Genomic DNA, 22,782 nt, shown 5'->3' on the forward strand with positions numbered 1-22,782 from the left:
GAACAACGCACCTCTATCGCCTATGTCGATGCGCCAGCGCCTCATAAGACGCCGACAACGCGGGCGCAGCCTGCTCATACGTCCGTTGCGCAACCCCGATGAACAGACAGTCCACCACCAGCAACTGACTCGTCCGGGACGACATGGCCGCCGGCCGAAGCTCGCTCTCCCGAGCCGTGGACGTCGTGAGTATGTGATCGGCGTACTGCGTGACCGCCCCGTCCGGCCGCCCGGTGATCGCAACGGTCGTAGCCCCGTGCTCGAAGGCCACCCGCAACGGCTCGATGACGTCGCCGGTGGAGCCGGAGTGGGTGATCGCTATCGCCACGTCTCCCGCCTTCAGCTGCACGGCGTTCGTGACGGCGAGGTGCGGATCGCTGTGGGCGTGGGCTATGAGGCCTATGCGGAGCAGCTTCTGGGTGAGGTCCTGGGCGACGAGGCCGGACGCCCCGACGCCGTAGATGTCGGTACGGCGGGCGGAGGCGAGCGCGGTGACGGCGGCGCCGAGCTGGACGGTGTCGAGTCCGGCGGCGGTGTCCGCGAGGGTCTGCTGCTCGTCGTAGGCGAGTTTCGCGACGACATCGGCGATCGGGTCGTCGACGGCGATGTCGGTGGTGAGGGCGGGCGCGCGCCCGGACTGCTGCTGGGCCGCGAGCCCGGCGAGGGCGAGGCGCAGATCGCGGTAGCCGGGGTAGCCGAGGATGCGGGCGGTGCGGACGACCGTGGCCTCGCTGGTGCCGGTGAGTTCGGCGAGGCCGGTGACCGTGAGGGCCGCGCAACCGGCCGGGTCGGCGGCGACGGCCTCGGCGACGCGCTGCATGGAGCGGGTCATGGAGGGGGCGAGGGTGCGCACCTTGGCGGCCAGTGCGGCGGGTGGCGTACTCCCGGAGGCGCTTCCGAAAATTTCCTTCACGTCCTGGGTCACCTTTGAAAGATATTTTCGCGGCGGTGGTCCGGTCAAGAGTGCGCACAATGGGTGCATGGCATCATCCGACAGCACCCCCGACGACGACCCCGTTGACGCGCCTGCCCCCATAAGCCCCCTGGAGCAGGCGCTGCACGCCGCCCGCGCCCTCGTGCTGGCCGATCTGGCCGCGCGCGAGGTCGTCGCGGCGGACGTGGTGTCCATGGTGGAGGAGTCCGTCGTGGAGCGGCGATGGTGGGTGGAGCAGTGGCCGGAGGGGGTCGAGTACGTCGCCGGGCTGGTCGCGCAGGACGTGCAGGACGCGCTGCTGGAGGCGTACGGACGCTGGCCGCTCTGCCCGGTCTGCGCGTCCGGCGACCCGCACGCCCTGGAGGTCGAACCGGAACTGGGACCCGACCCGCACTGGGTCTGCCACCAGGCGGGCGTGAAGGTCGCGGCCGTGGGAAACCTGGGCTCCCTGTGACCGTGTACATCGACCCACCGACCTGGCCGGGGCACGGACGCCTCTGGTCCCACCTCGTCAGTGACGTCTCGTACGACGAACTCCACCTGTTCGCCGAGGAGTTGGGCGTACCGCGCCGGGCCTTCGAGCGCGATCACTACGACATCCCGTCGCACCGTTACGCCGACGCGGTGGCCGCCGGGGCGGTGGAGGTCAGGAGCCGGGAGGTGGTGCGGCTGCTGACGGCGGCGGGGTTGCGGAGACCCAAGGGGCGGGAGCGGTAAGGGAGTTACTCCTTGCGCCCGAGTTCGTAGGCGAACTCCTCGTCCTCCTCGCTCACCTTCCTGAACCCCGCCCGGGTGACGACGGCCTGTGACGCGAGGTTGTCGCGTTCGACCGTCGCGAAGACCGTGCGTACGTCGTCGCGGGCCAGCGCCCACGCCGAGAGCGCGCGGAGCGCCTCCGTCGCGTAGCCCTGGCCGCGGGCGCCCTCCGCCAGGTCGTAGCCGATCTCCGCGCGGCCCTCCTCGTCGGGGACGCCGTGGAAGCCCAGGCCGCCGACCGCGCGGCCGTCCTCGTGGCGGACGAGGACGAACACGCCGAACTCCGGGCGGTGGACGCCGGATACGTAGGCCTTGAGCAGGAAGGTCGCGGCCTCGCGGGTGCCCTCGTACGGGCCGCCCTCGATCCACTCGAACCCGCCGTCGCCACCCGCGACCAGGTCACCGGCGGCCGCGGGGGTGATGCCCTGGAGGGTGAGGCGGTCGGTGGTGTGGACGAGGTTGTTGTTCCACCGCCAGTCGGTGACGGGGGCGCGGCCGGGGAGGTCGGCGCGGCCGGTCGCCCACAGCAGGGTGCGCCAGAGGTCGGCGGCGGGGCGGACGTGCGGGAAGATCCGGCCGAGGACGAACTCGCTGAGTTCCGGGTCGGGTTGGTAGGTCAGGCCCAGTCCCTCGGCGATGTCGTGCGTGTGCAGCAGCACCTCGGCGGTGCCCATCGCGGCGAAGCCCTCGCGGTTCGCGCTGCGGAACGGGTACGGGTTGAAGGCGCGCACCTCGTGGGGTGTGGTGCGGATCGCGGCGGCGAGCAGGGCGCCGGTCGTCCGGATCACGTCCAGGACACCGGAGTTGTCGGTGCCGTCGTCGAAGGTGATGTCGAAGGGGACGTACGTGTGCTGGGCGCGCCCGGCCAACTGGCCCGCGTACGAGATGAGATCACCGGCGATGTGCTCGGCGGTGTACCGGCAACTCCACTCCAGCCGGCCCGCCTTGGTCTTCTCCCAGTCCCGGTCCGTCGCCGTCCTCAGCAGTGCGAGGCAGCTCGCGACGGCCTCTTCCAGCTGGTGTGCGCCTGCGTTTCCGCCCGTGGTCCCCATGCCGGGGAGCATAGGGCCACGGCCGGGACCCCGCATTGATTAAAGCATTCACCAATGGCACATGACGGTGATTTGATCATTCAGTCGCCCTGGCTTGGGGTTGGTCTGCCGGGCGGTACCGACAAACCGCGCATAGTGGGTGATCCGTGGGCGTCCTCAATGGCTTCTGAAATGTAACCGACAGGTAGGAATGGAATCCCCTTTGCTTTCCTCTCCGTTATTCCAGGGATGGAGAAAGGGGATGCTTGCCGAAATCCTCATTTCCGGGTGATCATTTCGTTGTCGCCGGGCAACCGGGGGCGGAAATGCACATCACCGAAATCCAGGAGGTTCCCCATGGAGAACACCGTCGCGGCCCAGGACATCACGGTCGAGATCGAAGAGGTCGAGTCCTACGAGCCCATGCTGCTGCAGGGCCCGAACGTCGACTAATTCTGTGCCCGCTCCGGCGCCCGGGGAATTCGCTTCCCCGGGCGCCGGAGCCCCAGTCCAGGGGTGACCGTGTCTGTGCAAGCGAGTGAGTCCGTACAAGCGACTGAGTCCGTACAAGCGACTGAGTCCGTCCAGGCGAGCGAGTTCGTCCGGCTGACGCCCCGACCGGGCGCGGTCGGCCAGTGGATCGCCGACGACCTGCTGACCAGGCGATCCTTCAAGCTGGGCGCCCAGGAGGCGGCCGTGCTCGTCCTCGCGGGCCGGGCGCGGGAACGGCAGCTGCTGGCGAAGGAGGCCGCCGCCGAACTCGGTGTGCCGCCCGAGCGGGCCGAGGCCGTCGTCGCCTCGATGGAGAAGGTCGGCCTGATCGTCGGCGACGAATACCTCGATTCCCCGCGCTACAAATGGGGTCAGGAGGTGTTCCGGAGGTGGGAGGCGAAAGGCTGGCGTATGGCGGCCGAATACCATCTCGCCGCGCATGATTTCCCCGGCGTCGATTACAGCAAGGGAATCGCGGTCGACCGGGAGCGAATTCACCGGTATCGCGACGAGGAAATCGACGACGACCGTTTCAAGGAGCCGGCGTCGGCGGAACGGATACCGCTGCCCGAACTCTCCCCGGATCTCGCGTCGATGCCCGTCGGCACGGACGCGGGCCGCACCCGGCACCTCGACCGGCCCGAACTCCTCACGATCGCCGCCCTCGCGCTCGGCATCGTGGAGACGACCCGCAGCCGCGCGCCCGGCTCCGCCGACTACCTCACCCGCACCAGCCCCTCCGGCGGCCGCCGCCATCCCACCGAGGGCTATCTCGCCGTCCTCGACGTCGACGGCGTCGAACCGGGCTGGTACCACGTTCACGGCGGACTGCACGCGCTGGTGAAACTCCCCGTCCCCGCGCCGGACCCGGACTCCGAGGAGTTCCGCCGCGTCTTCCGGGCCAGCACCACCCGCCCCGCCTTCGACGTGCGCTGCCTGCTCGTCCTCACCTCCGTGTTCCGCCGCAACATGTGGCGCTACCGCGAGCCCCGCACCTACCGCAGCATCCACATGGACGCCGGCCACATCGCCTCCACCGTGACCCAACTCGCCGAGGGCTTCGGCATCCCGGCCTTCCCCGCCTACGGCGACCTGGAGTCCGGCGTCGAGCGGATGATCGGCGTGGACGGGCTGGCGGAGGGGCTGATCGCGACGGTGGCCCTCGGCTGACGCCCTCGACTCCCTTGCCACGCGACCGAGTTGCCTCCGGCCGGCTTCCGTGTCGTGTGGTCGGAGTTGGACGTCTGCTGGTTCCGTGCCGCGCAGTCGGGGTTGGGCGTCCGCTGTCTCTCTTGCTGCGCGGCCGAGTTGGCCACCGGATGGATCTCGTGTCGCGCAGTGGGAGTCGGCCGTCCGCCGGCTTTCGCTCCGTGCGGCTGGAGTTGGCCCCCCGGCTGTCTCCCGCGTCGCACAGTCGAGTCGGCCTCCGGCTGGCTCCCGCGTCGCACAGTCGAGTCGGCCTCCGGCTGGCTCCGTGCCGCGCGGTCTGAGTCGGCCGTCCGTCGGCTTCCCTGCGGCGCGGTCGGAGGTGGCCTTCCGTGAACTTCCCTTCCGTGCAGTCCAGTTGTCCCCCGGCCCTGCGGCAAGGACCTGATCGGCCGTCCGTCGGCTTCCCTGCGGCGCGGTCGGAGGTGGCCCTCCACGAACTCCCCTTTCCCGTAGCCCAGTTTCCCCCCGCCCCCTCCCGCAAGGACCTGAAAGGAGCAGCCCCATGCCCGATCCGTCGGCTCCCTCCGCCCCTTCCGCCCTCCCACCCCTGCTGCGCATCGGCGGCGGGCTCAGTCCGCGGGACGGTGTGCACGTCCAGGACCTGGCCGGCCGTCGCCGTGGGTACGTCGACCGGCGCACCCTGGCCCGTACGATCGCCGCGGGCGCACCGCCGGACGGCTCCGGCGCCCTCGCAGCCTGGCTGGCCGGGGCCGGGGCCGCGCCCCAACCCGCGGAGGAACTGGTCGAGTTCTGGCACCGGCGGCGCTGGCGCCCGTCCCTCGAATACCACCTCCTCTCCCGCGATCTGCCGTACGCCGACTCGGGCCCCGACGCCGTGGACACCCGCCGGGAGGTGCTGTCCGGATACGGTGGCGGAGATCGACTCCCGCCCCGGATACGCCCGGAGGGCCGCCGCGTACCGCTGCCCGAGCCGGTGCCCGGTGACCCCGGCCGCAGCCTCGGCACGGCCCTGCTGACCCGTCGCTCGGTGCGCAGCTATCTGCCCCGGCCCACCCCGGCCGGCGCCCTCTCCGACATCCTCCGCACCGGGCTCGCGACAGTCGCCGCCAACCAGCGCCGTACCGGCGAGGACGACCCCTGGGAACTGCTCCGGTCCTTCGGTACGGCCTTCGACTTCTACGTCCTGACGTACAACGTCGACGGCATCGACCCCGGCGCCTGGCACCTCGATCTGGCCCCCGCCGAACCGGAGTTGACCGAGATCCGCCCCGGCGACCTCCGGGGCGCCATGCGGCAGGTGTTCTACGGCTCGCCCTGGCCGCTGACCGCCGGGTTCACGCTGGTGATGGTCGCGGACTTCGAGCAGTACCAGTTCCGGTACCGGCACGAACGCGCCCTGCGGAACCTGTACATCGAGTCCGGTCACCTGGCCCAACGGCTCCTGCTGCTCGCCGACACGCACGGGCTGGGCACGCTGGTCACCCCGGCGGTACGGGACGGGCTGATCGAGGACCTGCTGGGCCTGGACCCCGTCCGCCAGGCGACGATCTACACGCTGACCATGGGACCCGATCCACGGCACGGCACCCGGACGCGCGTGAAATGAGCGCCGCACCGGACACGGTGACGCCCGTCTCCCGGGGTGGCCGGCTACGCCAACAGGCCCGCCCGCTACTGGAGTTGGCGCTGCCGGCCGTCCTCGCGACCTCCGTCTCCCGGGCCGGTGACCTCATCAGCCTCGCGCTGACCGGGCACTACAGCTCGACGGCGCTGGCGGGGGTCGCCGGGGCGATCGTGGTCGTAGAACTGGCACTTGGGGTGCTGCTGGCCGGGGTGACGGGTTATCAGGTGCTGTGTGCCCGGCATCTCGGGGCGGGTGAACGGACCGCGGCGGTAAGGGCGTTGCACGCCTCGCTACGACCGGTCGGCGTGCTGGCGGTGCTGGTTTCGCTGGTCCTGGTGTTCGCGGCCCGCCCCCTGGTCGCGCTCACCGTGCACGATCCGGCGGCGGTCGCGGCGGGCGCCGCCTATCTCCGTGCCCGGGCGCCCGGCCTGCCGCTCGCGGTCCTCTCCGCCCTCGGCACGATCACCCTCCAGGCGGCGAAACGGACCCGGCTCACGCTCCTCACCAACTGCGTCGCCATGCCCGTGAACCTGTTGGTGAGCTGGGCGTTGACCTACGGCGTCGGCCCGCTGCCCGCGCTGGGCGCCGCCGGGAACGGCCTCGGGGTCACCCTCTCCCTCCTCTGTGCGGGCGCGCTCCAGATCGTCCTGCTGCGCCGAGCGGGCCTGTGGGACTGGCTGGGCACCTGGCGCGGAACTCCCTGGGACCGTCAATCGGCGCGGGAGAGCTGGGAGTTGGCGTGGCCGGCGATGGTGTCCATGGCGGTGGACTATCTCGCGTCCTTCGCCTTCTTCGCGGCGATAGGACTGCTGTCGCTCACCGAACTGGCCGCGTCCCGTGTGGTGTTCCAGCTCGTCCTCCTGATCTTCATGCTGTCCAACGCGTTCTCCGGGGCGGCGGGTGTCCTCATGTCCCGGGCGGCGGGCGGGGGTTGCCCGGGTGCGGTCCGGGGCCACTGGCGGACCAACCGGGTCCTCGTCACGGGCGTCCTGGCTCTGGCGGCGGGTGCGTTGGCGGTCGCCGTACGCCCGGTGCTGGGCCTGTTCACCGCCGATCCGGCCGTCGTATCGGCCGCCGTGGGCGCGACCCTGCTGGTCGCCGCGAGCCTCCCCCTCGTCGCGCTGACCGTGAGCAACACGGCCGCGCTGCGCGCCCTGCGCAACACCCGGGCCGACATGGTCGCCAACGCGGTGGCGTCCTGGGCGGTCCAACTCCCTTTGGCTTGGGTGGCGGTGCGGGTGGGGTGGGGGCTGACGGGGGCGTTCGGCGGGGTGTTGGGGTACTGGGCGGTCCGGGCTGCGGTCACGGAGTGGGCGGTTCGGCGGATGATGCGGGTGGGGTCATGAGTACGCCGGGTTGTCGTGTTCGCCCAGGAGCTCGGGGGTTCTGTTTCGAGGCGACTGCGGCTGGTCCGTGGCTGGTCGCGCAGTTCCCCGCGCCCCTGAAACTGCCCCGGCGTTCCAAGGCGACGCGAGCACCCGCAACGCACCCGCAGCCGCCCCGATGCGCAACCCCTCCAGGGGCGCGGGGAACGGCGCGAGCAACCACGACGCACCGGCAGCCGTCCCGATACGGAACCTCCCCAGGGGCGCGGGGAACGGCGCGAGCAACCACAGCGCACCGGTGGCCGCCCCGGTACGGAACCCCTCCAGGGGCGCGGGGAACGGCGCGAGCAACCACGACGCACCGGTGGCCGCCGCGATACGGAACCCCTCCAGGGGCGCGGGGAACGGCGCGAGCAACCACGACGCACCGGCGGCCGCCGCGATACGGAACCCCTCCAGGGGCGCGGGGAACGGCGCGAGCAACCACGACGCACCGGCAGCCGTCCCGATACGGAACCTCCCCAGGGGCGCGGGGAACGGCGCGAGCAACCACAGCGCACCGGTGGCCGCCCCGGTACGCAACCCCTCCAGGGGCGCGGGGAACGGCGCGAGCAACCACAGCGCACCCGCGGCCGCCCCGATACGGAACCCCTCCAGGGGCGCGGGGAACGGCGCGACCAGCCACAACGCACCCGCAGCCGCCCCGAAACAGCACCCCCCGAGCTCTTAGGCGGTGGGCATGATCACCCCCTCCCTCTCCCCGGACGGGCACTCCGTGGCCTACGTCGACGCGGACGGCACCGTCACCGTGATCGAGCCCGCCACCGGTACCGTACGCACGCTGCACCCCCTACCCCCCGGCGCCGTCCACGCCCTCCAATGGGCCCCGGACAACGCCCACTTGCTGCTCATCACGGAGACGACCGGCCGCGAGCGCTTCACCCCGCACGCACTGCGCCTAGCAGACCGTGCCCTACTACCCCTCGCCCCCGCCAACACCCTCCAGGTACGCGGACTATGGACCTCGCCCACCCACCCGCACGCCGTGGTCACAGCCGTCCGCCGCCGGGGCGACCGCGCGCTCCACCCCTGGTACCTCCCCCTGGACCAGACCGCCCCCGCCCGCCAACTCGCACACTGCGCCCCCGGCACCCGGGACTGGGCCTTCGACCCCCAACTCACCTGCCGCGCAAGCCTCGTGGGCCTCCCCGACGGCACCCTGCGCCTCCTCACCACGGAGGACGGTCACGACTGGCGGCCGCTCCTCGACCTCCCCCTCGACGACGCCCCGGACACCCGCCTCCTCGGCATCCACCCGGCCACCGGCGAGGTACTGCTGCTGACCGCGTACCAGGCGGACGCCGTCCGGACAGCCGCCGTCCACCCCGGCACCGGAGGCCACCCCCGCACCCTCCTCGCCGCACCGCCGCCGTACGACATCACCACCGCCTGGCTCGCCCCGGACGGCACCCCCCGCGCCGCCCTCCACCACGCGGCCCGCCGCCACCACACCTGCGCCGACCCCGCCTACGCCCGCGACCTCGCCCGCGCCGCCGCCCGCATTCCCGGCGACCTCGAACTCCTGGGCCACGACACCGCCGACACCCGCTGGCTCCTCGCCGCCCACGACCCGGCCCGCCCACCACGCCACCACGTCTACGACCGAGAGAAGGGGACGGCCGTAGCGCTGCGCCAGGAACCGGAACCCCAACACCCGCACGGTGCAGGCCCGTTCACCACCGACCTCACCCTCACCGCCTCCGACGGCCACCCCCTCACCGCCTACCTCACCCTGCCCCCGAACACCGTGGCCCCGCCTCCCCTCGTCCTCCGTGTCCACGGCGGACCGTGGGCCCGCGACCGTTGGCGCCACGACCCCGAGGCGGCCTGGCTCGCCGCCGCCGGGGTGGCGGTCCTGCGCGTCAACTACCGCGGCTCCAGCGGCTATGGGCGTGCCTTCCGTGATCTGGGAGACGGCGAGTGGGGCGCGCGGATGCAGCAGGATCTCTACGACGCCGTCGACGCCGTGGTCGGGCAGGGCACGTGCGATCCGGACCGGATCGCCATCTACGGCGGTTCCTACGGCGGTTACGCCTCCCTGCTCGCCCTCACCGACCCCCGCTTCCGCTGTGCCGTCGCCGTGAACCCGCTCGTCGACCTCGCCTCCTCCGACTGGGCGGACGGCCCCTACTGGCGCCGGATGCGCGCCCTGTGGGACAAGCAGATCGGCTGGAGCCGGTTGTCGGAGGGGGAGTTGAGGCATCGGTCGCCGTTGCATCGGGTTGCGGACATGCGCGGGCCGGCGTTGGTCGTACGCGGCGCGCATGATCCACGCGTTGACGCGGTCGGCATCGAGGCGTTCGTACGGGCCCGACGCGCGGCGGGCGGAGAGGTGGAGGAGCTGGTCCTCCCCAACGACGGTCACGCCGTGCGCAGTTCAGCCGGTCAGGACGCCCTCCGCCAAGCCCTCTCCGCCTTCCTCACTCGCCACCTGGACCTGCCGAAGCCAGCAACTCCAGCTCCGCCGCCAGGTTGTAACGCGCCGTGGCCTCCCATTCCGCGGCCCCGTACGGCGTCCTGAACAACCGTGGCAGGGAGAGCAGTTGCCGCAGGATCGCCGAACGACCGTCCCTGAACGCGTCGTTGGGGACGAAGTGGTACTCCTCACGGACGGCCGCCGTGTACGCGGCGTACGCCGACGGCGGCGCGGCCAGGATCGCGAGGTCGGCGTCGCACAGGACCTGGCCGTCGCGGTCGTCGTCGGCGGGATCGTGCGTGACGGTGAGCCGGACGAGGCGGGCGACTTCCGCGACCCGGTCCTCCGGCACGCCCGCCTCGGCCAGCGCCCGCTCGGCGAGCCGCGCGGACCGTTCCTCGTTCTCGGAACGGTCCGGGAGGTAGACCGCGTCGTGGAACCAGGCCGCGAGCCGTACGACGTCCGGGTCGCCGGCGTGCTTCTCCAGCACGTCGATGTGGTCGAGGACCGAGGTGAGGTGCGTGAGCGTGTGGTAGTGCCGCTGCGGCTCCTGCCAGCGGGCGAGGAGATTCTCGGCGTACGGCGAAGGGTCCGGACCGGCGTCGGGACCGCTGTCGGGTGCGTGGGCGGGCGTGCGGGCGCCTTCGAGAGCGCGGGTCCAGCGGGCGCGGAGGGCGTCGAGATCGGGCATGCCCCTTATTTTCCTCCCGCGGCCGCGCCCCTAGCGTGGAACGCATGACTTACGCCGACACAGCACACGACGTACGTGACCCCGAACTGCCCGGCCGCCTCCTCACCACCGAGCGCGACGCCCTGATCCCGCTGCTCCGCTCCCGCCCCGACGAGGACTTCGCGCTGGCGACCCTCGCGTGCCCGGGCTGGACCGTGCGGGATGTGCTCGCGCACTGTTCGGCCGCGCTGACGCGGGTGGTGGAGCGGCGCTTCGAGGAGGGCGTGTTCTCGCCGGAGGCCAACGACCGGGACATCGCGGAGCGGGCCGACTGGACGACCGCGCGGGTCGTCGACGAGCTGGAGCGGGGCATGACCGAGGCCGGGGCGGCGATCGCCCGCGCGGGTGGTGCGCTGGACGCCGTCGCGCTCGGGGAATGGGTGCACGCCGGTGACGTACGGGACGTTCTCGGCGTGCCCGGCGCCTACGGGGGCCAGGGGCTGGGGTCCGCTCTAACCCTTCTCGGCCTCGTGACCCGTCAGAAGAACCACCGGCCTCTGCACGCGGACCTCGACGACCTCGACGATCCGCTGCGCCTGGGCGACCTGTCGGGCGAGCTGACCCCGGCGCGCTACATCGGCGACGCGCCCACGCTCGTACGGCTGTACTCGGGCCGCCCGGTGCCGGCCGGCACGGGCTACGAGCTGGCCGGTGCGGAACCGGCGGAGCTGAACATCTACGGGTGACGGTGCGACGGTGTGCCGACACCTCGCCGACGGGGGCGATCTCGCGGCCCCCTGACCTCCCGCGTACCCTGGATATTGGACTAGACCTGTAGCCGCTCCAGGGAACACGACGGAAGGGGTCCTATGAGCACGCGTGCAGTCCTGGAGGTGATCGCCCTCGGCGCCGAGGACGCGATCGCCGCCCAGGCCGGAGGCGCGGACCGCCTCGAACTGGTCACCGACATCGCAGCCGACGGACTCACCCCGCCGGTGGAGACCTTCGCCGCGATCCGCGCCGCCGTCGACATCGACCTGCGCGTGATGCTGCGCCTCGCGGACGGGTTCGCCGCGGGTGACGTGGACCGGCTGGTCCGGGTCGCGGGGGAGCTGCGGACCGCCGGTGCCGACCAGTTCGTGCTCGGGTTCCTCGACCCGGACGGCCGCGTCGACCTGGACGCGGTGGAGCGGGTCGTCGCCGAACTGGACGGCTGCGCCTGGACGTTCCACCGCGCGATCGACCGCGCCGCCGACCGCGACGCCCTGCGCAAACAGCTCGCGGACCTGCCGGGCCTGGACGCCTACCTCACCGCCGGTTCCGCGGACGGCGTCGACGACGGCCTCCCCACGCTGCTCCGCGAGGCGGCCCTGCGCGGGGAACCCGGCTACGAGCAGCGCGTCCTGGTCGGCGGCGGCCTGCGCCTCGACCACGTACCGACCCTGCTCGCCGCCGGAGTCGACGCCTTCCACATCGGCGGGGCCGCCCGTCCGGAGGGCTGGGAGCGGCCGGTGTCGGCGGCGGCCGTGGGCGAGTGGCGGGCGGTCCTCGACCGAGCCTGAACCGCCCTTGCCGGTCAGGTAAGTTGGGTCGGCAGCGGGGCCGCGTGCGTGACGATCAGGCCCGACACCGCTCGGGTCAGCGACACGTACAGGCGCCGCAGGCCGGTGCGTTCGTCCGGTTCGCCGTCGACCACGGCCTGCGGCTCGTCGAGCACCACGTAGTCGTACTCCAGACCCTTCGCGAGCGACGCCGGGACGAGCGTCAGACGGGTCTCTACGGTCGTCTCCTCACCCGGGTCGATGTAGCCGATGCCCGCCGCGGTGAGGGCCTCCGCCAGCGCCGGGATCCTGGCGTCGGCGGCGATCAGACCCGTCGACCCCTCGTTGCGCAGCAACTCCTCGCAGGCGGCGATCACTTCGGCCGTGGCGGTCGTCTCCCGGAGGTCGAAGAAGCCCGGGTTCTCACGGACCGAGGCGACCGGGGTCAGGCCAGGAGCGATATGGGGGAGAAGCCGGGAGGCGTACGTGATGACGTCCGTCGGCACGCGGAAACCGGCCGTCAACTCCTCGATCACGCCGTCCGATTTGCCGAGGTGGGCCAGCGCCTCGTCCCAACTCCGCGTCGCCCAGGGCGTGGTGCCCTGCGCCAGGTCGCCGAGGACGGTCGCGGAACCGGTGGTGCAGCGGCGGCCGACCGCCCGGTACTGCATCGGGGAGAGGTCCTGCGCCTCGTCGAGCACGACATGCCCGAGCGAGTGCGTCCGCTGCACGAGGTCGGTCGCCTCGTCGATCAACACGGCGTCCGCGGCTGACCACTTGGCGGCCTTCACGCTCCGGACCGCCCGTTTTCCAGATCCAGACAGTGCCCAGAGGATCGTCTTCTGCTCGTCCTCGTCGAGGATTCCCTCTGCGTGCGCGGCGAGGAAGTCCGCGTCGCTGAGCAGCCGCAGCACGAGCTTCGCGGGCTCGACCGGCGGCCACACCGCCTTGACGGCCGCCTTCACCGCGGCGTTGCGGGCCACCGCGTCCTGCACCCGGTCGTCCGGTGCCTCCCCGGACCGCTCCATCTGCACCAGCACGGCATGCGCGATCCGCTGCGGAAGGGCCTCGCGGGCGGCGCCGTAGCGGATGCCGCGGTCGAGCAACTCCCGCACGATGGCCTCGAGTTCGTACGCCGGGACCCGCCAGCGGCGCGAGCCGCGCACCACCATCACCGGCTCGGTGGGCAGCGTCACGTGCGAGTAGATGGCCTTCCGCAGCACCTCGGCCATGCGGGCGTCGCCCTTGATGACGGCGGCCGGTGCCTCGTCCGTGCCGCGCACCTCGACGTGGGCGACCAGGTCGTCGACCGTGCCCTGGCGGACCGCCAACTCGCCCAGCGCGGGCAGGACTTGCTCGATGTAGTGCAGGAAGGACTTGTTCGGCCCGATGACGAGGGTGCCGGTACGGGCGAGCCGCTCGCGGTGGGCGTAGAGCAGGTAGGCGACCCGGTGCAGGCCGACGGCCGTCTTTCCCGTCCCCGGTCCTCCCTGCACACAGACCGTGCCGCCGAGACCGGACCGTACGATCTCGTCCTGCTCGGGCTGGATGGTCGCCACGATGTCGCGCATCGGGCCCACGCGCGGGCGCTCGATCTCCTGCTGGAGCAGCTTGCTGGTGGCGGCCGTCTCGGCCGGGTCCATGAGGTGCTCGTCCTCGTACGCCGTGAGGTCGCCGCCCGTGTAACCGAAGCGGCGGCGCAGCGAGACGTCCAACGGGTCCTTCTTGGACGCCCGGTAGAACGGCTGCGAGACCGGCGCACGCCAGTCGATGACCATCGGGTCGCCCTCGGCGTCGTGCACATGCCGGCGCCCGATGTAGAACTGTTCGCCCTCCGCGCCCTCGGCCTGCTCGGCGCCGGGTGAGTGCAGGTAGTTGAGGCGGCCGAAGAACAGCGGGGTGTCGCTCAGGTCGGCCAGCGCCTTGATGCGGTCGTCCATCTGGCGGGCGAGGATCGCGGCGTTGACCCAGTTCGCGGTGACGTCCTTGATGTCGAGCGACTCGACGTCCTCGCGCATGGCGCGCAGCGCGGAACGGGAGGAGGCCAGGTGCGAGCGTTCGCGGGCGAGCGGATCGTCGGTGGGCGTGGACAAGGGGGTGCCTCCGGAGGGCCTGCTGATGCGGCTGCTGGGTGTGTGCTCGGTGGGTACCGACCGGTTTCCGTCCGGGCGGTGGCACTCCCTGCGGGGAGGCGGGCAAGAGCGGGGATTCTAATGAGGCGGGCCCGGCGAGGGCCAATTGTTTTTCATCCCCTAGGGGACACCCCCTCCACCCAGGAGGGGAACGGGTCCGCCCGGAGGCGTAGAAGGGCGGCTCGGAGGTTGGCTCTCTGGACCGATGCCGACCTTATGTCCCGAGACGCACCATGGAGACATGAGCGCAGCAACCATCACCCCGGTCCCCGTCCGCCCGTCCGGTGCCACACCGGTCGCCGGCGGCAGCCACCCCCATCGCCTCGGCAATGCCCTGCGCGCGATAAAAGTGTTCGCGGGCGCCGCGTTCAGCGTGGTCGTCCTCGGTGAGTACGGCGAGGAAGCGGGCGTTCGCCGTAAGTGACCGCCCGCTCCGCCCGCTTGATCCGCCTCGCCGTGATGCTCAGTTCTCCGCGAGGATCTCGTCCGCGTCCATGATCCGGTAGGCGTACCCCTGTTCCGCGAGGAAGCGCTGGCGGTGGGCGGCGAAGTCCTGGTCGATCGTGTCGCGCGCGACGACGGAGTAGAAGTGGGCCTGGTGCCCGTCGGCCTTCGGCCGCAGCACGCGGCCCAGACGCTGAGCTTCTTCTTGGCGGGAGCCGAACGTCCCCGACACCTGGATGGCGACGGTCGCCTCCGGCAGGTCGATGGAGAAGTTCGCGACCTTGGACACGACGAGGACGCTGATCTCCCCCTCGCGGAAGGCCCCGAAGAGCTTCTCGCGCTGCGCGTTGGAGGTCTCACCCTTGATCACGGGCGCGTTCAAGTGCTCGCCCAGCTCGTCGAGTTGGTCGATGTACTGTCCGATGACGAGGATCTGCTGACCCGCGAACCGCCGCACGATCGCCTCGGTGACCTTGCGCTTCGTCGCGGTGGTCGCACAGAAGCGGTACTTCTCCTCGGCCTCGGCGGTGGCGTACGCGAGCCGCTCGGACTCCGTGAGATTGACGCGCACCTCGACACAGTCGGCGGGCGCGATGTACCCCTGCGCCTCGATCTCCTTCCAGGGCGCGTCGAACCGCTTCGGCCCGATGAGGGAGAACACGTCCGACTCGCGGCCGTCCTCCCGCACGAGGGTCGCGGTCAGGCCCAGTCGCCGCCGTGCCTGCAGATCCGCCGTGAACTTGAAGACGGGCGCGGGCAGTAGATGCACCTCGTCGTAGAGGATGAGCCCCCAGTCCCGGGAGTCGAAGAGCTCCAGGTGCGGGTAGACACCCTTCCGCCGCGTCGTCAGCACCTGATAGGTGGCGATGGTGACGGGCCGGATCTCCTTCCGCGTCCCGCTGTACTCGCCGATCTCCTCCTCGGTCAGCGAGGTCCGCTTGATCAGCTCGTGCTTCCACTGCCGGGCGGAGACGGTGTTGGTGACGAGGATGAGCGTGGTCGACTTGGCCTCCGCCATGGCGCCCGCGCCGACGAGGGTCTTCCCCGCCCCACAGGGCAGCACGACCACACCGCTCCCGCCGTGCCAGAAGTTCTCCACGGCCTGCTTCTGGTACGGGCGCAGCGCCCACCCGTCCTCGTCCAGCTCGATCGGGTGCGCCTCGCCGTCGACGTACCCGGCGAGGTCCTCGGCCGGCCAGCCCAGCTTCAGCAGGACCTGCTTGATCTGCCCGCGCTCGGAGGGGTGCACGGCCACGGTGTCGGGGTCGAGCCGGTTGCCGACGAGCGGGGCGACCCGCTTCGACCGCAGGATCTCCTCCAGCACAGGCCGGTCGGTGGTGGTGAGGACGAGCCCGTGCGCGGGGTGCTTGCTCAGCGTCAGCCGGCCGTAGCGGTCCATGGTCTCGGCGATGTCCACGAGTAGCGCGTGCGGCACGGGATACCGGCTGTACTCGACGAGCGCGTCCACGACCTGCTCGGCGTCGTGCCCGGCGGCCCGCGCGTTCCACAGCCCCAGCGGTGTCACCCGGTACGTGTGGATGTGCTCGGGCGCCCGCTCCAGTTCGGCGAACGGAGCGATGGCGCGCCGGCAGTCGTCGGCTCGCTCGTGATCGACCTCGAGGAGAAGGGTCTTGTCGGACTGGACGATGAGGGGGCCATTCACGCGCGACTGCCTTTCTGCGGGCCTCGGCCGGGCCTGGAGGACTCGGGACGGCCAAACGTCCAGTGTGCACTACCGGCCGATGATCACGGTGGCGCTCTGCGAGGCTGTGGCCCTGGGCGAGCGGAGGGTGTGGGGCAATGGGAGAACTGGTGGACCGGGTCGACGAACAGGACCGGGTGCTCGGGGTCGTGGACCGGGGTGAGGCCATCACGCACCACTGGCTGCACCGCGTCGCGACGATCGTCTGCCGGGACGGGGATGGCCGGATCCTGGTGCATCGGCGGGCGGCGGACATGTCCCGGTTCCCGGGGCAGTACAACTTCATGGTCGGCGGCGCCGCGGAGGCCGGGGAGTCCTACGAGGAGGCGGCGGCCCGCGAACTCACCGAGGAACTCGGGGTGCGGGTGCCGGTCCACTTCGCCTTCAAGTACCTGTGCCGGGGCGAGATCAGCCCGTACTGGCTCGGCCTTCATGAAGCAGTGGTCGATGAGGACATCACCCCCGACCCGGACGAGATCGCCTGGCACGCGTGGGTCACGGAGGACGAGCTGCGGGAGATGGCCCGGCGTCCGACGTTCGTGGCGGACTCCGTCGAGGCGCTGGCCCGCTACCTGAGCTGAAGCGAGCCGGTCCGGGGCACCCTCACCGCGAAAGTGTGACACTTCGCTGAGAAGTGTCACACTTTTTCAACCACCTACCCCTCCGCCAGCTCCGCGACCCCCGTCACCCGGTGCAATGGATACGTCCGTACCTCGTCCGCCGTGTGGTCGTACGCCGTGACGAAGCCGCCCTCCACGCGGATCGGGGCGATGACGCGCTGGCTCGCGGCGCCCTCGGCGTTGACGTAGCCGATCCAGAGGGTGTCGCCGGTGAGGACGGCGGCCTGCATGGTGGCGAGGGTCTCGGCGGAGCTGGTGCGGGGGAGTTCGCCGGTGGGCGAAGGGGTCGTCTTGAGGGGCGTCGTGGAGGCGCGGTCGCCCGCCCTGATCGCGCGGATCGCCGCCGACAGGAGGGTGGCGTCCGGGGTCGGCGGGCCGTCCGGTACCGGTTCGGGGGCCGTGCGGGGCGGGGTGCGGCGGGCGTGGGCCCGGGTGATGACGACGTCGCCGTCGGCGGACTCGGCGGCCGGCGCGAAGCCCATCGCGCGCAGCCCGTCGAGGAGCGCCGCCGGGTCGGCCTGTGCCGCCAGCACGGTCGGCGCGAGGCGGCGCAGACGCAGGCCGACGGACCGTTTGTCGGCCAGGATCTCGCTGAGCACCGCGTCGTCGTCGCAGCGCACGTACGCCGAGGCCGCGCCGATCCGCAGATGCCCGTGCCTGCGGGCCACGTCGTCGATCAGGTAGGCGAGGGGCTGCGGGACCGGCGTACGGGAGTGCGCGGTGAGGAAGTCGTGCAGGTCGGAGGCGGACCGCCCCGCGTCCAGCGCGCGGCGCACCGACCCCGGCGTGAAGCGGTAGACCGTCGCCCCGCCCTTCGACTCCACGTCCGCGAGCACGTCCAGCATGTCCGCCAACGGCCGCTCCAACGGGCCCGGCGCCACCGCCGTCAGGTCCGCCTGGAGGAGGACGTGGTCCAACGGCTCGGGCAGAAGCGGGGCAAGTAGCCGAGCGGCGGCGGCACTTGCGGCGGCCTGCTCGGCGGGGGAGAGGGGTTCGGGGGGAGTAGGCGGGCGGGGGTGGTGATGATGGACGGGGAGCTTGTCGCCGGGGCCGGAGGGGCCGGAGGGGCCGGAAGGGCCGGAGGGGCCGGAGGGGCCGGAAGAGCCGGAGGGGGTGGAGAGGCCGGAGGGGCCGGAAGAGCCGGAAGAGCCGGAAGAGCCGGAGGGGCCGGAGGGGCCGGAGGGGCCGGAGGGGCCGGAAGAGCCGGAGGGGCTGGAGACACCGGAGGAGCCGGCCGCCGCAAGCCTGCCGCCCCGGCCACCGTCCCTGCGCGCTGCACCCCCGCCGCCCCCGCCGCCCCTGCCCGCCGTAGCCCCGCCGTCCTCGCCCTCCGCACCTCTGCCACTACCACTACCGCCACCACTGCCACCCGCCACCGCACCCCGCGGCCCCAACAACGCCCGCCCCTGCGCCGACAAGGCACCCCGCCCCGTCACCCCCAACATCTCCGCCTCGCTCAAGGTCCACCGAGCAAGGCGACTGCGCAGATCGTCATCCTCCTGAGCACTCCCCGGAGCACCCGCCGGAGCGCCCTCTGCGCTTCTCTGCGCACCCCCGGCCCCCCGGACCGGCCGCTCCCACCGCAACCGGGCCAACACGGACTCGGCAGACGGCGAGGCGCCCTCCGGCAACCCGGCGAGCAGACCCAGGACCCGGTGCCGTACCTCCGGAGCCGCCGACCGGTCCAGCCCCGGCCCCAGCGCGGACAACGTCCGCTCCTTCGCGTCCCGCCCGCCCACCAGCCCCGACGTCCGGGTCGCCGTGAGCCACGCCTCCGCGAGCCGCGCCCAGCGCTGCGCGGCGGGCAGCTCCAGCCACTCGTCGTGGGCCGGGGTCGCCGCGTAGCGTTCGTCGGCGTCACCGTCGGAGGCCAACAGCCCTGCCCCATAAGCGAGTTCGACCCAGAACGCGGCAACGGGCTCCGCGACGTCCAGCGCGACCGCCGTCCGCTTCAGATCGCGGACGCTGAGACCCCCCGCCCGCATCACCGTCGGCCCGCCCTCGTCCCAGTCCTTCAGCAGCTCCTCGACCGTCGCGAGCGCGGTGTACGCCTGCCCGGCAGCCGTAGTGTCCACAACCTGTGGACGGTGCGTCGCCTTCGCCTCGACCGGCGGCGCCACCGGTTCCGTCTCGCGGTGCGCGCGCCCGGCCCGCAGATGCAGGGCCACTTCGCGGGGGAGTACGACCGTGCCGGGCGCGGTGGGCAGCAGCAGCCCCCGGTCGATGAGCCAGCGCAACCGGGCCGCAGGTTCGGCGGTCACCTGCCCGTAGGGCGGCCCCCAGACCAACCGGTTCAGCACCTCCAGGGACTCCTCGGGTGCGCGGCCGAGCAGCGCCTTCATCCGCCGCCGACCAGTGAACAGCTTGGTGAGCGAGGCCACCGCAGAAACGGAGTCATGGGTGGAGGACAGCCCGGCGGTCGTCACGATCTCCTGGATCCGCCCCGGCGACATCCCCGCCGTGGCCTCCGCGACCGTAGGACCGAGGCCGGTCGGCGACGGATGCTGCGGCGAAGGCGCCAGCAGCTCACGCGCCGTCCGCACCAGCCGCAGCCGGTCGTCCGCGCCCCACACCAGCGCCTGCTCGCGCAGGGTCGCGAGGGCGCGCGGCAGCGCGTGCAGGACGGCGGCATCGCGCGCGTCACCCGCCATCAGCCCGGCCAACTCGTCGTACGACGCCGGGTCCGCCGCCACGGCCAGTGCCTCCGCCGTCTGCAGCGTGAAACGGTCCAGCCGCTCCAGCGCCCGCACGACCGACCCGCGCGTACCGGCCCGGGTCGCGAGCTGGGTGAGGTCGGTGGGCACGGGCGTGATGAGGTCGGGTCGGCTGCGCAGCAGCGCGGCAAGGGAGGCGTCGTCCCTGGTTCGGAGTGCCTCCGCGAGCGAACGGGGCGGCGTGGCCGGGGTGCTCATCCGACCCACGGTAGCGGGTACGGGCGCCGGGCCGACGCCGCCCGCCCGACAGTGATCGCCTGACGACACCCCGCATCCACCCCGTGCGCGGGCAGCGACCACTCGGGCTCCGGGGCGACGACACGCCGCGCGCGCGGCGATCGCGGCCTACCGGGCCGCCGAGCACGACCCGCGCGCCTGCGCCGACCGCTCCCTCTCCGGTTGCCGGGAAGGACCCCCTCGTCTACAGCAGTCACTCTCTCCCCGGCCGGAGCCCCATGCCCGCACGGCGATCACCTCCCGCCCCGCCCGCGAGCAACCCGCCCGCATACCGCGCCCGCCCCACCCCGCACCCCCGATGCGCGGGCCGACATGACGCCCGACCTGCGCTACGGTCGTTCCGGCGGGGTATCCAACGCACCCGCCCCGGAGGGGACTTCGTGGGTATCGAGAGCGACCAGGTCGTCTACGAGTATCTGAGCCGCGTCGGCGACGTGGCGCAGCAACGGCAGCTGCCCTCGGTCACGCGCATGCGGCTCGTGTCCGAGCTGCGCAATGAGATCGACCGGCGGCGGGCCGGTTCCACCGTCGACACACCGGCCGCCGTCCAGCGCATCCTCAAGGGCCTCGGCACCCCGGACGAGATCGTCGCCGCGGCCGGCACCGGCGCCGGTGTTCCTCAGATGCCGACCGCCTCCGTCCCCGTACAACGGGACCACGAGGACGATCTACGGCCGAAGGGCCTGCGCCGGGTCGTACCGCTGCCGCGTACCCGTCTCACCAAGTCCGCACCCGCCCCCGCCCCCGAGCCCGACAACTCCGCCTCCTCGCCGCACCTCGCGAGCGCGTCCGACCTCGGCGCGAGCGTCATGCAGCCGGACTGGTGGCGGGTGGAGAACGGCAACGGGTTCGCGCTCGGCGACAGCGTGCCCGGGTTCACGGGCGGGGTCGAGATCCCCGAGCTCCTCAAGCCACCGCCGCCGAAGGAACCCCCGAAGGAGACGCCGAAGGCGCCGGAGCCGGTGGCCGTACCGGTGATCGAGCAGGCGGCGGAAACCCCGGCCCGCCGGCGCCGCATGGTCCCGCGCCTCCCGGCCGGACGCTGGTCCAACCCCCTCCTCCTGATCGCCGCCGCGCTGCTCGTCGTGGGCGCCGTACTCGGCAACTGGTTCGCCCTGCTGCTGGGTTGGCTCATCGCGTACGCGTCCCGGCGGCTGTCCGACGCCGAGACGAAGGCGGCGGTGATCGGTCTGCCGACGGCGGCCGTCGCGGCCGGGATCGTCTGGCTGTGGGGCAGGAACGAGGGCCGCTGGGGCACCCCCATCGCGCAGGGTCACATGAGCGACGCGATCGCGGACACCTGGCCGTGGGTGGTGCGGGGCGCGGCGGTGGCGTCGGCGCTGTATCTGGTCTGGCGGTCGCAGCGGCAGCGGTAGGGCGGCCGGGCGTTCAGTGGGCCCGGTGGGATTGTCGTAGCGACTGGGCACAATGGCCCATATGACCTCGTACGCTCGGAGCAGTGACCAGCCCGCCACCCCGCCCGCCCTGACCGTCGGCTTCGATCTCGACATGACCCTCATCGACTCCCGGCCCGGGATCCACGCCGCCATGCTGGCGCTGGCGGAGCGGACGGGGACGTACATCGACGCCGATCTGGCCATCAGCCGGCTCGGGCCGCCGCTCGGGGACGAGTTGATCAACTGGTTCCCGGCGGACGAGGTGCCCGCCGTGGCAGACCTGTACCGCGAGATGTACCCGTCGTTCGCCATCACCGCGACCCTCGCGATGCCCGGCGCCCCCGAGGCGATCGCGGCCGTACGGGCGGCCGGCGGTCGGGCGATCGTCGTCACCGCGAAGTACGAACCCAACGCGAAGCTGCACCTGGCACACCTCGGTATCGACGCCGACGCCGTGATCGGCAACCTGTGGGCCGAGCAGAAGGCGGAGGCACTGCGCGAGGAGGGCGCGAGCGTCTACGTCGGCGACCATGTCGGCGACGTGCGCGGCGCCCGTACCGCCGAGGCCCTGTCGGTCGCGGTGGCGACCGGACCGTGCGACGCGGACGAACTGCGCGCCGCCGGGGCGGACGTGGTCCTCGGCGATCTCACCGAGTTCCCGCGATGGCTTTCGGACTACCTTTCGGCGCGCGCCTGACGGCGGCCCGCGGCGACCGACTGGAGCACGCCTCCGGCGGCCAGCAGGAATCCGACGCCCATGAGCATGCTCAAGAGGTACATGTACGTCGGAAAAGGCGTCGTGTGGAGCAGCAGCGGTACCACGGTGACGAGTGTGGCCACCGCGCCGATGAAAAAGACGATGGCACCGGCACGGATCAGTCGGTCACCGGCCGCGGCGGAATTCGTTTGGGTTTTGTCACGCACCGGACCAGGGTAGTTCCCAGCGCGAAGGAACAAGCGGGCGACGTCTTGTCACCGGCCTGAAGACCATTAGCCTTGGTACCGGCGGGTCCCGACGACCCGCCGGTCTGCTATCCGAAGCAGTTTTCCGACGAGTACGAGGACGAGGACAGACGTGCCTACCGGCAAGGTCAAGTGGTTCAACAGCGAGAAGGGCTTCGGCTTTCTCTCCCGTGACGACGGCGGTGACGTCTTCGTCCATTCCTCGGTTCTGCCCGCCGGAGTTGATGCCCTGAAGCCCGGACAGCGCGTGGAGTTCGGGGTCGTCGCCGGTCAGCGCGGCGACCAGGCCCTCTCGGTGACCCTGCTCGACCCGACCCCGTCGGTCGCGGCGGCCCAGCGCAAGAAGCCGGACGAACTGGCCTCCATCGTCCAGGACTTGACGACCCTCCTCGAGAACATCACGCCCATGCTGGAACGCGGCCGCTATCCCGACAAGCCCGCGGGCGCGAAGATCGCGGGCCTGCTGCGCGCGGTCGCCGACCAGTTGGACGTGTAGATATCCGGGAGATCCGGCGGAGTTCGAGGATCCGGGGAAATTCGAGCGAGTCCGGGCC

General features: G+C 72.0%; 21 protein-coding genes. 13 read left to right on the top strand and 8 right to left on the bottom strand.

Annotation, left to right across the window (positions count from 1 at the left end; all coding sequences use genetic code 11):
• Positions 1-13: 13 nt before the first annotated feature.
• Positions 14-925: a MurR/RpiR family transcriptional regulator gene (locus OG504_RS29890; protein ID WP_405992568.1), complete on the bottom strand. Its 912-nt coding sequence runs from the start codon at positions 923-925 to the stop codon at positions 14-16.
• Between the two features lie 55 nt (positions 926-980).
• On the opposite strand from OG504_RS29890, the gene OG504_RS29895 reads away from it, so the two are divergent.
• Positions 981-1,388, top strand: coding sequence for a hypothetical protein (locus tag OG504_RS29895; protein WP_405992569.1), 408 nt, complete (start codon positions 981-983; stop codon positions 1,386-1,388).
• A complete protein-coding gene (locus OG504_RS29900; protein WP_318017061.1) occupies positions 1,385-1,651 on the top strand; it encodes a DUF4031 domain-containing protein in 267 nt (88 codons plus the stop codon). Before OG504_RS29895 ends, OG504_RS29900 begins: the two co-directional genes overlap by 4 nt.
• A 5-nt stretch (positions 1,652-1,656) precedes the next feature.
• Here OG504_RS29900 and OG504_RS29905 read toward each other — a convergent pair whose 3' ends face one another.
• The gene (locus tag OG504_RS29905) at positions 1,657-2,706 is read right to left on the bottom strand and encodes a GNAT family N-acetyltransferase (protein WP_405996461.1); all 1,050 of its coding nucleotides are present in this window, start codon (positions 2,704-2,706) and stop codon (positions 1,657-1,659) included.
• Between the two features lie 537 nt (positions 2,707-3,243).
• On the opposite strand from OG504_RS29905, the gene OG504_RS29910 reads away from it, so the two are divergent.
• The 3 genes from OG504_RS29910 (at position 3,244) to OG504_RS29920 (ending at position 7,353) form a co-directional block, all read left to right on the top strand.
• On the top strand, positions 3,244-4,383 hold the full coding sequence (locus tag OG504_RS29910; RefSeq protein WP_405992570.1) for a SagB/ThcOx family dehydrogenase: 1,140 nt from the start codon (positions 3,244-3,246) through the stop codon (positions 4,381-4,383).
• Between the two features lie 541 nt (positions 4,384-4,924).
• Positions 4,925-5,989 (top strand): SagB/ThcOx family dehydrogenase, encoded by a 1,065-nt coding sequence (locus tag OG504_RS29915; protein ID WP_405992571.1) that lies wholly within the window; start codon positions 4,925-4,927, stop codon positions 5,987-5,989.
• Positions 5,986-7,353 (top strand): MATE family efflux transporter, encoded by a 1,368-nt coding sequence (locus tag OG504_RS29920; protein ID WP_405992572.1) that lies wholly within the window; start codon positions 5,986-5,988, stop codon positions 7,351-7,353. Before OG504_RS29915 ends, OG504_RS29920 begins: the two co-directional genes overlap by 4 nt.
• Here the strand turns inward: OG504_RS29920 and OG504_RS29925 are convergent.
• On the bottom strand, positions 7,348-8,019 hold the full coding sequence (locus tag OG504_RS29925) for a hypothetical protein (RefSeq protein WP_405992573.1): 672 nt from the start codon (positions 8,017-8,019) through the stop codon (positions 7,348-7,350). The two genes, OG504_RS29920 and OG504_RS29925, sit on opposite strands and share 6 nt — an antisense overlap.
• A 52-nt stretch (positions 8,020-8,071) precedes the next feature.
• Between OG504_RS29925 and OG504_RS29930 the strand changes: the two genes are divergently transcribed.
• Positions 8,072-9,913, top strand: coding sequence for a prolyl oligopeptidase family serine peptidase (locus OG504_RS29930; RefSeq protein WP_405992574.1), 1,842 nt, complete (start codon positions 8,072-8,074; stop codon positions 9,911-9,913).
• Here the strand turns inward: OG504_RS29930 and OG504_RS29935 are convergent.
• Positions 9,813-10,499 carry a hypothetical protein gene (locus OG504_RS29935; RefSeq protein ID WP_405992575.1) on the bottom strand — a complete coding sequence of 229 codons (687 nt, stop codon included), beginning with the start codon at positions 10,497-10,499 and terminating at the stop codon, positions 9,813-9,815. The genes OG504_RS29930 and OG504_RS29935 overlap by 101 nt on opposite strands.
• Before the next feature lie 44 nt (positions 10,500-10,543).
• On the opposite strand from OG504_RS29935, the gene OG504_RS29940 reads away from it, so the two are divergent.
• Both OG504_RS29940 and OG504_RS29945 read left to right on the top strand, forming a co-directional pair.
• Complete coding sequence (locus tag OG504_RS29940; RefSeq protein WP_405992576.1) at positions 10,544-11,224, top strand: maleylpyruvate isomerase family mycothiol-dependent enzyme; 681 nt, start codon at positions 10,544-10,546, stop codon at positions 11,222-11,224.
• Between the two features lie 123 nt (positions 11,225-11,347).
• Positions 11,348-12,040 (top strand): copper homeostasis protein CutC, encoded by a 693-nt coding sequence (locus OG504_RS29945; RefSeq protein ID WP_405992577.1) that lies wholly within the window; start codon positions 11,348-11,350, stop codon positions 12,038-12,040.
• 14 nt (positions 12,041-12,054) lie between these two features.
• Here OG504_RS29945 and OG504_RS29950 read toward each other — a convergent pair whose 3' ends face one another.
• Positions 12,055-14,139 carry a HelD family protein gene (locus tag OG504_RS29950; protein ID WP_405996462.1) on the bottom strand — a complete coding sequence of 695 codons (2,085 nt, stop codon included), beginning with the start codon at positions 14,137-14,139 and terminating at the stop codon, positions 12,055-12,057.
• A 253-nt stretch (positions 14,140-14,392) separates the two neighbouring features.
• Here OG504_RS29950 and OG504_RS29955 point away from each other — a divergent pair, with 253 nt between their 5' ends.
• Complete coding sequence (locus tag OG504_RS29955) at positions 14,393-14,575, top strand: hypothetical protein (protein ID WP_318017052.1); 183 nt, start codon at positions 14,393-14,395, stop codon at positions 14,573-14,575.
• 39 nt (positions 14,576-14,614) lie between these two features.
• Here OG504_RS29955 and OG504_RS29960 read toward each other — a convergent pair whose 3' ends face one another.
• The gene (locus OG504_RS29960) at positions 14,615-16,258 is read right to left on the bottom strand and encodes a DNA repair helicase XPB (protein WP_405992578.1); all 1,644 of its coding nucleotides are present in this window, start codon (positions 16,256-16,258) and stop codon (positions 14,615-14,617) included.
• A gap of 137 nt (positions 16,259-16,395) precedes the next feature.
• Here OG504_RS29960 and OG504_RS29965 point away from each other — a divergent pair, with 137 nt between their 5' ends.
• Positions 16,396-16,878, top strand: coding sequence for an NUDIX hydrolase (locus OG504_RS29965; protein WP_405992579.1), 483 nt, complete (start codon positions 16,396-16,398; stop codon positions 16,876-16,878).
• Positions 16,879-16,952: 74 nt separating this feature from the next.
• Here the strand turns inward: OG504_RS29965 and OG504_RS29970 are convergent, their stop codons facing one another.
• Positions 16,953-19,829, bottom strand: a complete 2,877-nt coding sequence (locus OG504_RS29970) for a helicase-associated domain-containing protein (RefSeq protein ID WP_405992580.1) — start codon at positions 19,827-19,829, stop codon at positions 16,953-16,955.
• A 419-nt stretch (positions 19,830-20,248) separates the two neighbouring features.
• Here OG504_RS29970 and OG504_RS29975 point away from each other — a divergent pair, with 419 nt between their 5' ends.
• Both OG504_RS29975 and OG504_RS29980 read left to right on the top strand, forming a co-directional pair.
• Positions 20,249-21,244 (top strand): hypothetical protein, encoded by a 996-nt coding sequence (locus OG504_RS29975; protein ID WP_405992581.1) that lies wholly within the window; start codon positions 20,249-20,251, stop codon positions 21,242-21,244.
• A 61-nt stretch (positions 21,245-21,305) separates the two neighbouring features.
• On the top strand, positions 21,306-21,962 hold the full coding sequence (locus OG504_RS29980; RefSeq protein WP_405992582.1) for an HAD family hydrolase: 657 nt from the start codon (positions 21,306-21,308) through the stop codon (positions 21,960-21,962).
• Here the strand turns inward: OG504_RS29980 and OG504_RS29985 are convergent.
• On the bottom strand, positions 21,941-22,189 hold the full coding sequence (locus tag OG504_RS29985; RefSeq protein WP_327403192.1) for a hypothetical protein: 249 nt from the start codon (positions 22,187-22,189) through the stop codon (positions 21,941-21,943). The two genes, OG504_RS29980 and OG504_RS29985, sit on opposite strands and share 22 nt — an antisense overlap.
• Before the next feature lie 151 nt (positions 22,190-22,340).
• Between OG504_RS29985 and OG504_RS29990 the strand changes: the two genes are divergently transcribed.
• Positions 22,341-22,724: a cold-shock protein gene (locus OG504_RS29990; RefSeq protein WP_019057239.1), complete on the top strand. Its 384-nt coding sequence runs from the start codon at positions 22,341-22,343 to the stop codon at positions 22,722-22,724.
• The last annotated feature ends 58 nt before the right edge of the window (positions 22,725-22,782 follow it).

It is taken from the genome of Streptomyces sp. NBC_00986 (assembly GCF_045162565.1).
GTDB lineage: Bacteria > Actinomycetota > Actinomycetes > Streptomycetales > Streptomycetaceae > Streptomyces.

Bases quoted from the DNA above. Each gene is read 5' to 3' on its own strand.
- OG504_RS29895 (WP_405992569.1), top strand. From the start codon at position 981: ATGGCATCATCCGACAGCACCCCCGACGACGACCCCGTTGACGCGCCT.
- OG504_RS29915 (WP_405992571.1), top strand. From the start codon at position 4,925: ATGCCCGATCCGTCGGCTCCCTCCGCCCCTTCCGCCCTCCCACCCCTG.
- OG504_RS29920 (WP_405992572.1), top strand. From the start codon at position 5,986: ATGAGCGCCGCACCGGACACGGTGACGCCCGTCTCCCGGGGTGGCCGG.
- OG504_RS29930 (WP_405992574.1), top strand. From the start codon at position 8,072: ATGATCACCCCCTCCCTCTCCCCGGACGGGCACTCCGTGGCCTACGTC.
- OG504_RS29935 (WP_405992575.1), bottom strand. From the start codon at position 10,499: ATGCCCGATCTCGACGCCCTCCGCGCCCGCTGGACCCGCGCTCTCGAA.
- OG504_RS29940 (WP_405992576.1), top strand. From the start codon at position 10,544: ATGACTTACGCCGACACAGCACACGACGTACGTGACCCCGAACTGCCC.
- OG504_RS29945 (WP_405992577.1), top strand. From the start codon at position 11,348: ATGAGCACGCGTGCAGTCCTGGAGGTGATCGCCCTCGGCGCCGAGGAC.
- OG504_RS29955 (WP_318017052.1), top strand. From the start codon at position 14,393: ATGAGCGCAGCAACCATCACCCCGGTCCCCGTCCGCCCGTCCGGTGCC.
- OG504_RS29965 (WP_405992579.1), top strand. From the start codon at position 16,396: ATGGGAGAACTGGTGGACCGGGTCGACGAACAGGACCGGGTGCTCGGG.
- OG504_RS29970 (WP_405992580.1), bottom strand. From the start codon at position 19,829: ATGAGCACCCCGGCCACGCCGCCCCGTTCGCTCGCGGAGGCACTCCGA.
- OG504_RS29980 (WP_405992582.1), top strand. From the start codon at position 21,306: ATGACCTCGTACGCTCGGAGCAGTGACCAGCCCGCCACCCCGCCCGCC.